Consider the following 14,297-nt stretch of genomic DNA (forward strand, 5'->3'; position numbering starts at 1 on the left):
TCAGCACTCAATTACATTCACAGCGAGGCCTCCTCGAGAGGTTTCCTTGTACTTGGTTTTCATGTCTGCGCCTGTCTCGCGCATGGTCTTGATGGCCTTGTCCAGCGACACCTTGTGGCTGCCGTCCCCGTGCAGGGCCAGCCGCGCGGCGTTGATGGCCTTGACACTGGCGATCGCGTTCCGCTCGATGCACGGGATCTGCACCAGGCCGCCCACGGGGTCGCAGGTCAGCCCCAGGTTGTGTTCGATCCCCACCTCGGCGGCGTTCTCCACCTGTTCGGGGGTGCCGCCCAGCACCTCGCAGAGCCCGGCCGCGGCCATGGAGCAGGCCGAGCCGACCTCGCCCTGGCAGCCCACCTCCGCACCGGAGATGGAGGCGTTGATCTTGAACAGAATCCCGACGGCGGCTGCGGCCAGCAGGAAGCGGACGACACCGTCGTCGTCGGCTCCGGGAACAAACTTCACGTAGTAGTGCAGGACCGCCGGTACGATGCCGGCCGCCCCGTTGGTGGGGGCGGTGACGATGCGGCCGCCGGCCGCGTTCTCCTCGTTGACGGCCAGCGCGAAGAGGTTCACCCACTCCATGGCGCGGAGCGGGTCGGTGCTGCCGGAGTCTTTGGACAGCGTCTGGAAGAGCGACGGCGCCCGCCGCCTTACGTTCAGCCCGCCGGGCAGGATGCCTTCCGCGGCGCAGCCGTTCTCCACGCATTCGCGCATGACGGCCCACAGCTTCAGCAGTTCCTCGCGGAGCTCCGTCTCGCTGCGCCACACCAGCTCGTTGGCGAGCATGACGTCCGAGATCGACATGCCTTCGCGCTTGCAGATCTCCAGGAGTTCGTTGGCAGTGGTGAATGGGTACGGCAGCGGGGTTTCATCCGCCACCACCTTGGCGCCGGCGTCGGCATCGCCGTCAACCACGAAGCCGCCGCCGATGGAGTAGAAGCTCCGCTCGCTCAGCACCGTACCGGCGTGATCGAGGGCGCGGAAGGTCATGCCGTTGGGGTGGGCCGGCAGCGACTTGCGCCGGTGCAGCACCACGTCCTCGTCCCAGTTGAAGTCCACCCGGTGGTCCCCGCCAATCCGCAGTTCGGCGTCCAGGGCGGCGGCTGCCACCTGGTCATCAGCGGTGGACGTGTCAACGGTTTCCGGTTCCAAGCCCTGCAGGCCCAGCACCACTGCCTTGTCGGAGCCGTGGCCCCGGCCAGTGGCACCAAGGGACCCGAAGAGCTCTGCCTGGACCCGGGTTGTGGCACTGAGCAGCCCGCCGCCCTTGAGCCCGTCGGCGAACTGCTTTGCCGCCCGCATCGGGCCGACCGTGTGTGACGACGACGGCCCGATGCCAACGGAAAACAAGTCCAGGGCGCTGAGCGCCATCAGGGTACCTCGGGGGAAGCGAACTCCCTCATGGCGTCCAGGAGCCAGCGGCCCAGGTAGTCCGCGAACGAGGCGCGGGGAAACAGCCGGAAGCTTTCCTCCCCGGTCTTGAACAGGACCACCGGGATGTTGCCCACCTCGGTGTTCAGGGCGGTGCCCGGCTTGAGGGTGCGCGGGTGCAGGTCCAGGGCGCAGCCCTTCTCCAGCACCGCCCGGGCCCGCGGGCCGGAGAGCTCGAACGTGGTGCGGTTGGCGGACAGGTCCACCACCTGTCCGGCGCCGTCGCCCAGGGCGGACTTGAGGGAGCCGATCAGGTCTCCGCCCAGGGAGTCGTGGGCGTCTTCCGGGGCCACCACCAGGAACTCCTGCGGACCGAGCCACAGGACGCTGACCCGTTCCGTGCCGCGGACCTCGCCGCAGCGCTCCGGCAGGCCGCCGGTGACGGAGGCAATCCGGGCGCCGGCCTCGGAGCTGCGGTCCACCCGGACGCCGGCCATGGTCTGGAACGGGCCCTCTTTGAGGGTGACTGTTCCCTGCACGGACCCGGAGTCGAATGCTTCGGCCAGGTGTGAGGCTGGGCTGCGGCGGATTTCCCGGAGTCCATTGATGCCTGTGAAGGCTGCGGTGTTAGCCATCTTTGCGGGTCCCTTCGGGGTCAAACAGTACGGTTTCTGCCACGACTACGTCGACGAGCTGGTTGCCGGCGGCGGCCACCAGGGTCTCGCCGATCCGGTTGCGGCCGTTCTTGATCAGGGCCAAGCCGAACGAGCGGCCCAGTGCGGCACTGTGGTAGCTGGAGGTCACGAAGCCCTGCATCGGGACGGGGCCGTAGGCGGGGCTCGCCGGGATGCCCTTCTCCACCAGCTGGGTTCCTTCCGGAAGCTTCAGCGAGCCGTCCACCGGCAGGACGCTGACCAGGTGCTTGCGGTCATCGCGCTGCGCGTCCACCCGGGAGTAGGAGCGCTTGCCGATGAAGTCCTTGGCCTTGGAGACGATCCATTCCATGCCGGCATCCTGCGGGGTGACGGTGCCGTCGGTGTCCTGCCCGACGATCGGGTAGCCCTTCTCGGCACGCAGCACGTGCATGGTCTCGGTGCCGTAAGGGGTGATGTTGAACTCGGCACCGGCCGCGGCCACGGATTCCCAGGTGTTCAGCCCGTACCAGGACGGCACGTTGATTTCGTAGGCCAGTTCACCGGAGAACGAGATCCGGCAGATGCGGGCCTGCACGCCGGACGCGAGGGTGGTTTCGCGGAAGGTCATGAACGGGAACGCCTCGGCGTCGAGGCCGCCGTTGGCGGCCAGTTCCGGGGCAACCTTGGCGATGACGTCGCGGGACTTGGGTCCGACGACGGCGATCGTGCTCCACTGTTCGGTCACCGAGGTGCAGTGCACGTCGAGTTCCGGCCATTCGGTCTGCAGCCATTCCTCCAGCCAGTCCAGTACCTTGGCGGCACCGCCGGTGGTGGTGGTCATGAAGTACGTTTCCTCGTCCAGGCGCAGGGTCACGCCGTCGTCGAAGATCATGCCGTCCGGGAGGCACATGACGCCGTAGCGGGCGGAACCCGGGGCCAGCTTCTTGAACGCGTTGGTGTAGATCCGGTTCAGGAACTCACCGGCATCCTTGCCACGGATTTCGATCTTGCCGAGGGTGGTGGCATCCATGAAGCCCACGGAGTCGCGGACGGCGGCGCACTCGCGGAGCACAGCCTCGTCCATGTCCTCGCCGTTCTGCGGGTAGTACCACGGCCGCTTCCACTGCCCGACGTCCTCGAACAGGGCGCCCTGGGCAACGTGCCACGGGTGGATCGAGGTGACGCGGGCGGGATCGAACAGCTCGCCGCGCTGGCGTCCGGCCAGTGCCGCGAAGGCCACCGGGGTGAACGGTGCCCGGTAGGTGGTGGTGCCGATGTCGCCGATGCCCCGGGACGCCTCGCCGGCCTGGCGGAGAGCCGCAGCGATAACGCCGATGGCGTTCACGCCGGACGTCTTGCCCTGGTCGTTGGCGGTGCTGATGGAGGTGTAGCGCTTGATGTGCTCGACGGACCGCATGCCGGCGCCGGTGGAGCGCAGGACGTCGGCCACGGACTGGTCACGCTGGAAGTCGACGAAGTGGTGGTGCCAGTCGTCGGGGGTTCCGGTCTGGCCGGGGACCAGCCACAGCTGGCGGGTCGGGGCGGACGCCTTCGGCTCCGCCAGGGCGGAGGGCTCGACGGCGGACTCGAAGCCGGCGGCGATCGCAGCCGTTGCTCCGGCCGAGATGCCCTCGGCCAGGCAGTCCGCGAGTTCAAAGCTGCCGCGGCCGGAGCCGATGGTCTGCTGGTTCGGAACCACGGTGGCCGGCACGAAGGCCGCGAGGTCCTCGTCCCAGCGCAGCTTGCCCTGTCGCTGCGAGTGCAGGTGCACCAGCGGGCTCCAGCCGCCGGACACTGCCAGCAGGTCGGCGGCGATCTCTTCGATACCGGAGGTGAGCTCGCCGTCGTCGTTGATGCTGCGGACGGTGACGCTGTTCAGCCGGCCATCGGCTGTGCCCTCTCCGGAGGAAGAGGTGTTGGCCACCGCGCTGCCGATGAGCACCCGGGTGCCGGCTTCGACGGCGGCGGCAGCCACCGGCGTGAGGGCGGGACGGGCGTCGACGACGGCCGCGACCTTGATGCCGGCGGCGCGCAGGTCCGCGGCCAGGGCGTAGGCGCTGTCGTTGGTGGTGCTGATGACCACCCGCTGGCCGGCAGCCACGGCGTAGCGGTTCAGGTAGCTGCGGACAGCCGAGGCGAGCATGATGCCCGGGCGGTCGTTGTTCTCGAACACCAGCGGACGCTCGTGGGCGCCGGGGGCCAGGACAACCTGGTTGGCACGGATGTGCCAAATACGCTGGCGGGAAACGCCGGCGGCGGCCGGGCTGGAGAGGTGGTCGGTGCGGTTCTGCACGGCGATGACGTAGTTGGCGTCGTAGGCGCCGAACGCGCTGGTGCGGTTCAGCACGGTGCTTTCGGCGCCGGAGACGAGCTCGGCTTCGACGTCGGCAACCCATTCCAGTGCGGGCTTGCCCTCGATGGTTTCCGCCAGTTCGGACGCCGTGGATCCGGACAGCAGGGACCCGCCGAGTTCGGGCTGGTCGTCCATCAGGATGACGCGGGCGCCACTGCGGACAGCCTCGCGTGCGGCGGCCAGGCCTGCGGGTCCACCACCGATCACCAGGATGTCGGTGTGGACGTACTTCTTGTCGTACTCGGCGCGGTCATCCGCCGGGTCGAGCTTGCCCAGGCCGTTCAGGAAGCCGGCCTTCAGGCCGTCCACCAGCGAAACGGTGGTGGCGGGGAGCATGGACTCGGCAACGTCACCGGGGAACCGGGCTTCGATCCGGACCAGGGCGTTGGGCTCTTCCACGCCGGCGGCCAGGATGCCGCGGGCGCGGTCCTCGTACAGCGAGTTGCCGGCGGCGATGCGGCCGTTGGCCAGCAGCGCGGAGGCCAGGGTGTCGCCTGGGTGTCCGGTGAATTCCTCGCCGTCCACGGTGAAGCGCCAGGAGATGCTGCGGTCGATGCGGCCGCCGGTGCTGAGGCGCGCGTTCTGGGAAGTCACTTGGTCGCTCCTTCCGGGGCGGTGCTGGGGCTGAGGGGGGTGGTGCTGGCGGCGCCGGTACTTGCGGTGCCGGTGTCAGCTGCGGGTGGAACGGGCGCGGCGGGCCGCGGCACCCCCATCTGGTAGACGGCCTGGATGTCGTACGTGACCGTGTCGCGGAGCATGTTGAACCACTGCCGGCAGCCGGTGCTGTGCACCCACCGCTCGGCGAAGGTGCCCTTGGTGTTCTCGCGGTAGAACAGGTACTCGGCCCATTCCCGGTCGGTGAGGTCGTTGGGGTTCTCGGGGTAGGGCACGTGGGCCTGGCCGCCGTAGTGGAACTCAGTTTCGTCCCGCGGGCCGCAGTTGGGGCAGGAGATAAGCAGCATGTGCGTCTTCTTCTTTCTTATGGACCGTGGCTAGTGGGCGACGGCGGCAGCGCCGTGTTCGTCAATCAGGGCACCGGTTTCGAAGCGTTCCAGGGCAAACGGCCTGTTGAGCTTGTGCGGTGCTCCGGTGGCGATGGTGTGCGCGAAGGTCAGGCCGGCAGCCGGCGTGCCCTTGAAGCCGCCGGTTCCCCAGCCGCAGTTGACGAACATGTTGTCCACTGGGGTGGTGCCCACGATCGGTGAGGCATCCAGGGTTGTGTCCACGATGCCGCCCCAGGTCCGGAGAACGTGTGCCCGGGCAAAGATCGGGAACAGTTCGACGGCGGCCGCCATCTGGTGCTCGATCACGTGGAAGGAACCGCGCTGGCCGTAGCCGTTGTAGGAGTCCACGCCGGCACCCATGACCAGCTCGCCCTTGTGTGCCTGGGAGACGTACACGTGAACGTGGTTGGACATGACTACGGTGGGGTGCACGGGCTCGTGCAGCTCGGAGACCAAGGCCTGCAGCGGGTGGGACTGGATGGGGAGCCGGAAGCCGGCCATTTCCGCCAGGACCGAGCTGTGGCCGGCGGCGCAGAGACCCACCTTCTCGGTGTTGATGGTGCCGCGGTTGGTCTTGACGCCCACCACGCGGTTGCCGTCCTTGACGAAGCCGGTGACTTCGCAGTTCTGGATGATGTCCACGCCCATCTCGTCACACTTGCGGGCGAAGGCCCAGGCGACGTGGTCGTGCTTGGCGATGCCGGCGCGAGGCTGGTAGGTGGCGCCCATGACCGGGTAGCGGATGTCGTCGCGGATGTTCAGGATCGGGCAGAGTTCCTTGACCTGTTGCGGGTCCAGCCATTCCGCGTCCACGCCGTTGAGCTTGTTGGCGCCCACGCGGCGGATGCTCTCGCGCACGTCGCCCAGGGTGTGGGCCAGGTTCATCACGCCGCGCTGGCTGAAGAGGAAGTCGTACTCCAGCTCCTCGGGCAGGATCTCCCACAGCTTCAGGGCGTGCTCGTAGATGGCGGCGCTCTCGTCCCAGAGGTAGTTGGAACGGATGATGGTGGTGTTGCGGGCCATGTTGCCGCCGGCCAGCCAGCCCTTTTCCAGGACGGCGATGTTGGTCATGCCGTGGTTCTTGGCCAGGAAGTACGCGGTGGCCAGGCCGTGCCCGCCGCCGCCGACGATCACGGCGTCATAGGAGGACTTGGGCTCCGGGTTGTGCCACAGGAAATCCGGATGCTCCGGGAGCTGGTGGGTGCTCACTGGGCTGCTCCAATCATGTCGGTTTCAAACGCGGCAATCTCGGTTGCGCCGCTGAGCTGGGGGTACAGGGGGAACTGCTCGGCGAGTGCAGTGACGCGGGCGCGGAGTTCGACGGCGGTGTCGTCGTCGAGCGTTCCGGTACCGTCTGTACCAGTACTGGCAGAGGCGATCAGGGCCGTGGCGATGATGTCCGCTACCTCGGTGAACGCGGCGGCACCGAAGCCGCGGGTGGCCAGGGCGGGGGTACCGATCCGGAGGCCGGAGGAAACCATCGGCGGGCGGGGGTCGAAGGGGACGGCATTGCGGTTGACGGTGATGCCGATCCGGTGCAGCGTGTCCTCGGCCTGCTGGCCGTCGAGTTCCGAGTTCCGCAGGTCAACGAGGACCAGGTGGACGTCCGTGCCGCCGTTGACCACGGTGATGCCCGCGGCTTCGAGGTCGGGCTGCAGGAAGCGCTCGGCCAGCAGCTTGGCGCCCTCCAGGACGCGCTCCTGGCGTTCCTTGAAGCCCTCGGTTGCTGCCAGCTTGAAGGCCACGGCCTTGGCAGCAATGACATGCTCCAGCGGGCCGCCCTGCTGGCCAGGGAAGACGGCGCTGTTGATTTTCTTGGCGTATTGCTCCTTGGCGAGGATGACGCCGCCGCGGGGGCCGCCCAGGGTCTTGTGCGTGGTGGTGGTGACGACGTCGGCGTAGGGCACCGGGTTGGGGTGGAGGCCCGCGGCGACGAGGCCGGCGAAGTGCGCCATGTCCACCATCAGGTAGGCACCGACGAGGTCGGCGATCCGGCGGAACTCGGCGAAGTCGAGCTGGCGGGAGTAGGCGGACCAGCCGGCCACGATGAGCTTGGGCTTGTGCTCCAGCGCCAGGGCCTCAACCTCGGCCATGTCCACGCGGAAGTCGGATTCGCGGACGTGGTACGGGACCACGTTGTAGAGCTTGCCGGAGAAGTTGATGCGCATGCCGTGGGTGAGGTGGCCGCCGTGGGCCAGGTCCAGGCCCATGATGGTGTCGCCCGGGTTCAGCAGTGCGAACATTGCCGCCGCGTTAGCCTGGGCGCCGGAGTGCGGCTGGACGTTGGCGAACTCGGCACCGAAGAGTGCCTTCACGCGGTCGATGGCGAGCTGCTCGACCACATCAACGTGTTCGCAGCCGCCGTAGTAGCGCTTGCCGGGGTAGCCCTCGGCGTACTTGTTGGTGAGGACCGAACCCTGCGCCTCCATGACGGCCGCAGGAGCGAAGTTCTCCGAGGCGATCATTTCCAGCGTGGACTGCTGGCGGTCCAGCTCGCGGGCGACTGCTTGCTGGATCTCGGGATCGACTGCGGAAAGTCGGTCGTTCAACTGCTCAACCACGAATGCTCCTTATGAAATACCACTTTGCTTATGACTGATATATCAGTATGAGGTCAATGGTATGATTGGGCTCACAACAGAGTCAATAGCTGGAAGCAAAATGGCACTTCGCTTCCGCTTGGAGCCCATGAACGGAGTCTCGCTGTGAATGCTCTTCACGCCATGTCACCCGCCGAGGACGAAGCGCTGTCCCAGGCCGAGGCTGCGTACCGGCAGCTGCGCGACAAGCTGATCATGTTGGACATCCGCCCGGGCGAGCCCATCAATGACGGCCAGCTTGCGGCTGAACTCGGCTTCGGGCGCACGCCCGTCCGTGAGGCCATCAAGCGGCTGGAGGTGGACCACCTGGTGGTGTCCTACCCCCGACGGGGCACCTTCGCCACCACCGTTGACTTCACGGAACTGGCCGACGTCTCGGAAATCCGGGAACTGCTTGAACCGCTCGCGGCACGGCGGGCTGCCAAGCGGGCAAACACCGCCATGCGCGAGGAACTGCTGGACGTCGCCAAGGCCATCTCTGAGCTGGCGCCCACCCCCGCCCAGTCGCGGGAGCTCATGCGCTACGACCTGACCGTGCACCGGCTGATCTACCGCGCCGCGGCCAATCCGCACCTCGAGGACACCCTGATCCGCTACGACAACCTCGCCACGCGAATCTGGTGCCTGGTCCTGGACAAGGTCCCGTCGGTGAGCGGCCACATCAGCGAGCACGTGGACCTGCTCAAGGCCGTAGCAGAGGGGGACGCGGACAAGGCCGGCGAGCTCGCGCTGCACCACGTCACGAGCTTCGAGGAGACCATCCGCAAGGTGCTGTAAGTCGGGACTTTCGCGCCGCAGTGCGGGAGCGTTCAACTTTGGGCGACGGGAAGTGAGGGCGCGTCGCACATCAGGCGACGGGATCTGCGGGAGCGTTTGAGTGGGAACGAGGAATCCCCCGGGACTTTCCGGGGGATTCCTCAGTTCATGGGTGAGGTCAGGTCATGGGTGAATTCAGGCTGACGGTGTCGGCAGCCTGGTGGACTGCTTGCTAGTGGCCGCCGCCTCCGATCACGCCCTTCTCGACGGCCTTCGTGACGGCGTCGGCTTCGGCCTGGGTCAGGGTGCCGTCCTTGACGGCCGTGTCGAGCTTGGTCTTCAGCGCGGCAGCTCGTTCCGCCTGCTCAGCCGTGCGGATTTCCGTCAGGGCCGCGGTGACCTTGGATTCGTCGACGCCGAGTGCCGTCGCCAGGGATTTGGCCAGCGCCGCATCCTGGGCAGTGCGGTCTGGCTTGGTGCCCTCGGCCGGCGACGCCGTCGGCTTGTTGGCATCGCGGAACGCCTGGATTGCCTCGGTGACCTTCGCTTCGTCAACACCCAGCTTGGCGGCAAGGTCTGCCGCGATCTGGCCGCGGTCGCCCTTGTGGCCCCGGAAGCCGTCGGTCGATGCGCTGCTAGTGCCCGACGTTGCGCTGGGGCTCGGGGTGGTGGCGGCTGAGGCCATTCCGGTAACCCCCAGGCCGGCGCCGAGCGCCAGGGCGCCAGCGGTGATGCCGAGGGTGATTCTCTTGGTTCGTGACATGGTGTCTCCTTGATCGGCCGTGCGATACGGCTTTGAACGGGAAGGGCATCTGTCCTAGCCCCTCACTCAAAGATCCGGCAGCAGCTTAGGGCACCGCTGTTCGGAAACTGTCAGGAGGCTGTGAACCCGGCTGCTCTGCGGAAGTTTTCAGCCAGTGAAAACCGCGCATACTTCAACCCGGGCAATCCGCCAAGCTTGTCCAAACGACGTCCCCACGGCGATGCCGAATAAAGAAGGACGGAACTCCACCACAGGGCGGTCTGCTCCAGTCGGCGCTCGGCGACCGCCAGCAGAAGGTGCTTCTTAGAGCGGAAGTGGTGCAGCAGGCCGCTTTCGCTGAGTCCGACGTCGGCGGCCACCTGCGACAGCGGCACCCGGTGATAGCCGGACGCTGAAAAGAGCCGCGCGGCAGCGTCCAGAATTTCGGCCCGCTTGGCCCGGCCTACCTCGTAGCTGCCTGTTTTCCGCCTCGTCCGCACCGCTTCAGGGTAGCGGCCCACGCCGCTTCGGGTAACGGACGGCCACAGTCCCGGTGCCGCCTCGATCGCGGCATCAGCTACCGAGGAGTAGTGTGAAAGCCATGGACGAGTCGTCTCCAGACGGTGAACACGCACCGGAACTGTTCCGCAACGTGGACGGAGAAACGCTTCGGCGCCAGGTGCTGGAGATCATCAGCGATGTGCTGGCAGACTCCGACCCGCAGAAGGCCTGGGCGAGGGAGCAACTGCTCGACCTGCTGGCGACTCACATGGACGACCCGGAACAGGCACTACTGCACCATCTGATCAGCACCAGGAACGTCCCCGACTCCTCACATGAGGATTCATCGGAGGAGTCTTCCAGGCCCACCACCCCGGCCGCAACGGGAAAGCGGATGCTGCTGACGGCTTTCCAGCCCATCAGGCGGCTGCCTGGCGGCGAAGTGATCGGCGTTGAGGCGCTGGCACGGTTCGTCAGCCATGAAGGGACCAGCGCAGACGTCTGGTTCCGGGGAGCAGCCGCCATGGGACTGGGGCCGGACCTGGAAATCGCAGCCCTGCACCTCGCTCTTTCCGCAGCAGGAGAGATTCCAGCCCACCTTTTCGCATCGGTCAACCTCAGCCCCACCGCATGCGCCGACCCCCGCGTTCAGGCGCTGATGCTGGGAGGGACCGTCGACCCGCACAGGATGGTCATCGAAATCATGGGCGACATTGCGGACCGGGAACTGGCGGCCCTCGCCGCGGTCCTGAGCCCCCTGCGCCAACACGGTGTACGCCTGGCTGTGGACGGTTCCGGTCCGGCCGCCACCTCGGCCAAGCAAATCCTCCACCTGCTTCCCGACATCATCAAAGTCGACCGCGACTTCCTCGCCAGTGCCGTTGCTTCAGGAGACCGGCCTGCCACAGCCCCCTTCGTTTTCGCACTCGCCGAGCAGACCGGCGCAACGCTGTCCGCGGAGGGAATCGAGAGCCGCGAGGAACTCGCCGCCGTCGTGGAATTGGGAATCGACAGGGGCCAGGGCTACCTGCTGGGCAGGCCCTCAGTGGACCCGCGGGACTGGGCAGCCTGGACCAGTGACTCAGACCCGGTGGAGGACCGCGGATAAAAACAGTGCGTACTCGGTTTTTATCGACTGCTCTTTGAGTAACTTTTCAAGGAGAAGCCAGCCGGCATTCGCCTGCCGGCGGATCCGGCCGAGGAGGAGACCGCCTACCGGCGCCTCGCCATCGCCCCGCAGCCCGGCGGCGGCATCACTTCGGCGAGCGCCGCCGTCGTAACTCCCCGGGGCCGCATCAGCGTTGCCTGGACACTTAAGCGCGGCCAGTTCACACTCGAGGTGGACCTGCCCTACGGCGTTGAGGCCGCCGTCGCTGCAGCACCGGACAGCGGAGGCCGGCGTGGAACAACCGTTCTTAACGCCAATGGCGGCCCCCAACTGTCGGTGAGGACCGCCCCGGCGGCGGATGCCGCCGCCGGCCTTGAACCAGGAAAGACCTAGACGATTGCTGCGCGGAGTTCCTTCGCGGCCAGTGCGGGGTCGGCTGCACCGTAGATGGCACCGCCGGCGACGGCGACATCGGCGCCGGCCTTCTGGACGTCTGCGATGGTGGCGAGCTTCACTCCGCCGGCCACGGAGAACGGAACGCGGGCTTCGGCGCCGGCGCGGAGCAGACCGTTCAGGTCGAAACCGGGCTTGGCCTGCTCGTCCAGGCCGGCATGCATCTCAACGAACTTCGCACCCAGCGCGCGGACTTCCTTGGCACGGGTGACCTTGTCCTCGATGCCGATGAGGTCCACGACGACGCCCTTGTTGTGGGCCTTGGCTGCCTTGACCGCACCGGCAATGGTGGAATCGTCGGCGGCACCGAGCACGGTGACCAGGTCGGCACCGGCCTTGAAGGCGATGTCGGCCTCGAGCTCGCCGGCGTCCATCGTCTTCAGGTCAGCAAAAACGATCTTCTCCGGGTGGGCTTCCTTGACGGCCGTAATGACGGAGAGCCCTTCGGCCTTGATCAGGGGCGTGCCGAGTTCGATGATGTCCACGTATTCGGCAACCTTGCCGGCCAGTTCGAGGGCAGCTTCGGTGGTCAGGAGGTCGATAGCAACTTGGAGCTTCATGTGTTGTTTCCTTACTTGGGTTGGGTTTTGGATGCTTTGTTGGCTTTGTGTGTTGCTCGGGGTTTCTGGCTACTCGAGGTTTGCGTGGCGCAGCCAGAGGTCTTCCGGAGCAGCGGCGTCCTCTTCCCAGAGGCTCTGGAACACCGCTTCAGTGGTGGTGAACAGCACCTGCTCGAACAGGCTCCCTGAGTACTGGCGCGAGACGGCCGACCCGTGATCCGTCTTCTGGACTCCCGGGATCACGACGACGGCGGACGCCGTCTCCGCGAGCGGGGAACCGGGGTTCGTGGTGTAAACGGCCACCCGCGCGCCCTGGGCGGCAGCCGTCTGGGCGGCCTTCACGACGCTCGACGTCGTGCCCGAACCGGAGGCTGCGAGCAGCACGTCGCCAGAGCGGATGGCGGGTGCCGTGGTCTCACCCACCACGTGCACCGTCAGTCCGAGGTGCATAAGCCTCATGGCGGCCATCTTCAGGACCAGGCCGCTGCGGCCAGCGCCGGTGACGAAGATCCGGTCTGCGTGCCGGATTTCTGATGCCAGGGCGGCAACCTGCTCCGGATCCACCCGGGCGGCCGTCCGCTGGATCTCGTCAAGGACCAGGAGTTGGTTCCTGCTGACCGATGCTGCCGGCACTGCCGTGGACGTTCCTGCCAGCGTGGCGGAGTCGGGGTCCGTGATGACGCTCAAGGGGTTACCTCCTTCGGGACGGTGTTGTTGCCCTTCCATCTTCGAACGCCAAGCAGGTGGGCACCACAGCATGATCGGACAGTCTTTCCCGCCCAAAGGGATAGGCGGCACCTGAGTTTTCTATACAATGGACAGGTGTCAGTCACCACCGAAGCCGCCATTCCTCCCCCGACGCCAGACACCGCCGAAGGCGTGAAACCCCTGCTCGAGGCGATCGCGGACCTGTCCTCAGCGTCGCTGGCCGAGATTGCCCAGCGGCTGCATCAGGCCACGCTCCCGTACCTGCGCAGCAGCGCCCTCGTGATCTTCACGGAAGACTGCACGGGCCGGCCGCAGAAGAAGTCCGGCGACGAGGCCATCATCAGCCAGGTTTCCATCGCCGAACTGGACGCCATCAGGGCGGCATTGTCCGGAGATGAAACATGGCAGGGCCGGGCGCCGATAGGCGGGCGGGAGCACACGGTCCTTGCGCTCCCCTCGCCCACGAATGCGCTGCTGGTTCTGGTCGATCCGCAGCCGGTCGCCCGAGAAGGCGGTACGGACCTGTCCGGGCACGAGGTCCCTGTGCCGTGGCTGGTTCGCTATCTGTGGAACCTCGCGGCTGAGCGTATCCGCGAAAAGGTGGCGGATGCACCGCCGTCGTACCTCATCGAGTCCCGGGCGGCATCCGCCGAACGGGTCAGGGTGACCGCGGAGTTGGTGGACCGGCACTCGACCACGCTGGAGACCCTGCTTGCGGCGCTGCGTGCCCCCTCCCTCGCCGACGAGGCGGCGCGGAAATCTGCCATCGACGTCGCCGCCAGGGCCCTGGTGGAACTGCGGACGCTCAACGACCGCACCACGGAACTCGTCGAAGAACCTGTTGCCACGGCGTTCCAGCGCCTCCGCGACGATCTCCGCCCGCTCATGCATTTCAGCGGCATCGACGTCCAGTTCATCGAACCGCCGGTCAACGGCCGGGCCCTTCCCGGGGAAGTGGCGCATGCTGCCCGGGCCATCGTCCGGGGCCTGGTGCTCGCCATGGTTGAACAGCCCGACGTACGGCGCATCCGCACCCAGTGGGATTGCGACGGCGAGAACCTCCTCATCAACGTCCGCGATGATGGCCAGGGCAGCCTCTCCGCCGAGGCTCCCAGCATTGTCCGCCTGGTGCAACGCGTGGAAGTCCTGGACGGCCGGATGACGATTGACCTGATGAAGGGCTGGGGCGCCGACGTCGCCGTCACCCTTCCGCTGGACCCGCCCGGGCGCAAACTGCCCGACGCCGCTGCCTGGAACCTGGGCGACCGCGAACTGGAGGTCCTGCAACTGCTGGCCGCCGGGCAGCGGAACCGGGCGATAGCAGCCATGCTGCACGTCAGCGAGAACACGGTGAAGTTCCACCTCCGCAACATCTATCGCAAACTCGGCGCCACGTCGCGCACCGAAGCGATCGCCCTGGCGCACAGCAACGGCCTGCGCTGATTGCCGGCCAGCCTTTAGCCGGCCCGGGTGTAAGGTCAGGAGTCAGGAACCTCTTCGGTT

14 protein-coding genes are annotated in these 14,297 nt (G+C 67.0%); 4 read left to right on the plus strand and 10 right to left on the minus strand.

Annotated elements, in window-relative coordinates; genetic code table 11:
- From QFZ23_RS22015 to glyA, 6 genes are read right to left on the minus strand one after another with little or no spacing between them, the layout of a single operon-like run.
- On the minus strand, positions 1-1,374 hold the full coding sequence (locus QFZ23_RS22015) for an L-serine ammonia-lyase (protein WP_306926237.1): 1,374 nt from the start codon (positions 1,372-1,374) through the stop codon (positions 1-3).
- Positions 1,374-2,009, minus strand: coding sequence for a sarcosine oxidase subunit gamma (locus QFZ23_RS22020; protein ID WP_306926240.1), 636 nt, complete (start codon positions 2,007-2,009; stop codon positions 1,374-1,376). Before QFZ23_RS22020 ends, QFZ23_RS22015 begins: the two co-directional genes overlap by 1 nt.
- Complete coding sequence (locus QFZ23_RS22025; RefSeq protein ID WP_306926242.1) at positions 2,002-4,956, minus strand: sarcosine oxidase subunit alpha family protein; 2,955 nt, start codon at positions 4,954-4,956, stop codon at positions 2,002-2,004. Before QFZ23_RS22025 ends, QFZ23_RS22020 begins: the two co-directional genes overlap by 8 nt.
- Positions 4,953-5,324: a sarcosine oxidase subunit delta gene (locus QFZ23_RS22030; protein WP_306926244.1), complete on the minus strand. Its 372-nt coding sequence runs from the start codon at positions 5,322-5,324 to the stop codon at positions 4,953-4,955. The genes QFZ23_RS22025 and QFZ23_RS22030 overlap by 4 nt, the downstream gene beginning before the upstream one ends.
- Positions 5,325-5,354: 30 nt before the next feature.
- Positions 5,355-6,575: a sarcosine oxidase subunit beta family protein gene (locus QFZ23_RS22035; RefSeq protein WP_003806275.1), complete on the minus strand. Its 1,221-nt coding sequence runs from the start codon at positions 6,573-6,575 to the stop codon at positions 5,355-5,357.
- On the minus strand, positions 6,572-7,927 hold the full coding sequence (gene glyA, locus QFZ23_RS22040) for a serine hydroxymethyltransferase (protein ID WP_306926247.1): 1,356 nt from the start codon (positions 7,925-7,927) through the stop codon (positions 6,572-6,574). The genes QFZ23_RS22035 and glyA overlap by 4 nt, the downstream gene beginning before the upstream one ends.
- Before the next feature lie 144 nt (positions 7,928-8,071).
- Between glyA and QFZ23_RS22045 the strand changes: the two genes are divergently transcribed.
- Positions 8,072-8,743, plus strand: coding sequence for a GntR family transcriptional regulator (locus QFZ23_RS22045; protein WP_306926249.1), 672 nt, complete (start codon positions 8,072-8,074; stop codon positions 8,741-8,743).
- Positions 8,744-8,954: 211 nt separating this feature from the next.
- On the opposite strand, the gene QFZ23_RS22050 is transcribed toward QFZ23_RS22045, so the two are convergent.
- Together QFZ23_RS22050 and QFZ23_RS22055 are read right to left on the minus strand one after the other, a co-directional pair.
- Positions 8,955-9,485, minus strand: a complete 531-nt coding sequence (locus QFZ23_RS22050; protein WP_306926251.1) for a hypothetical protein — start codon at positions 9,483-9,485, stop codon at positions 8,955-8,957.
- Positions 9,486-9,595: 110 nt separating this feature from the next.
- Complete coding sequence (locus QFZ23_RS22055) at positions 9,596-9,964, minus strand: TetR/AcrR family transcriptional regulator (protein ID WP_306926253.1); 369 nt, start codon at positions 9,962-9,964, stop codon at positions 9,596-9,598.
- A 101-nt stretch (positions 9,965-10,065) separates the two neighbouring features.
- On the opposite strand from QFZ23_RS22055, the gene QFZ23_RS22060 reads away from it, so the two are divergent.
- On the plus strand, positions 10,066-11,073 hold the full coding sequence (locus QFZ23_RS22060) for an EAL domain-containing protein (protein WP_306926968.1): 1,008 nt from the start codon (positions 10,066-10,068) through the stop codon (positions 11,071-11,073).
- 72 nt (positions 11,074-11,145) lie between these two features.
- Positions 11,146-11,466: an alpha-L-rhamnosidase C-terminal domain-containing protein gene (locus QFZ23_RS22065; protein ID WP_306926969.1), complete on the plus strand. Its 321-nt coding sequence runs from the start codon at positions 11,146-11,148 to the stop codon at positions 11,464-11,466.
- On the opposite strand, the gene hxlA is transcribed toward QFZ23_RS22065, so the two are convergent.
- Both hxlA and hxlB read right to left on the minus strand, forming a co-directional pair.
- Positions 11,463-12,086 (minus strand): 3-hexulose-6-phosphate synthase, encoded by a 624-nt coding sequence (hxlA, locus tag QFZ23_RS22070; RefSeq protein ID WP_306920216.1) that lies wholly within the window; start codon positions 12,084-12,086, stop codon positions 11,463-11,465. The genes QFZ23_RS22065 and hxlA overlap by 4 nt on opposite strands.
- Before the next feature lie 69 nt (positions 12,087-12,155).
- Entirely contained in the window at positions 12,156-12,773 is a 618-nt protein-coding gene (hxlB, locus tag QFZ23_RS22075) for a 6-phospho-3-hexuloisomerase (RefSeq protein ID WP_373427913.1), read from the minus strand.
- Between the two features lie 159 nt (positions 12,774-12,932).
- Here hxlB and QFZ23_RS22080 point away from each other — a divergent pair, with 159 nt between their 5' ends.
- Positions 12,933-14,237 carry a helix-turn-helix transcriptional regulator gene (locus QFZ23_RS22080; RefSeq protein ID WP_306926971.1) on the plus strand — a complete coding sequence of 435 codons (1,305 nt, stop codon included), beginning with the start codon at positions 12,933-12,935 and terminating at the stop codon, positions 14,235-14,237.
- Positions 14,238-14,297: the final 60 nt, after the last annotated feature.

Source organism: Arthrobacter globiformis (genome assembly GCF_030818015.1).
Lineage (GTDB): Bacteria > Actinomycetota > Actinomycetes > Actinomycetales > Micrococcaceae > Arthrobacter > Arthrobacter globiformis_C.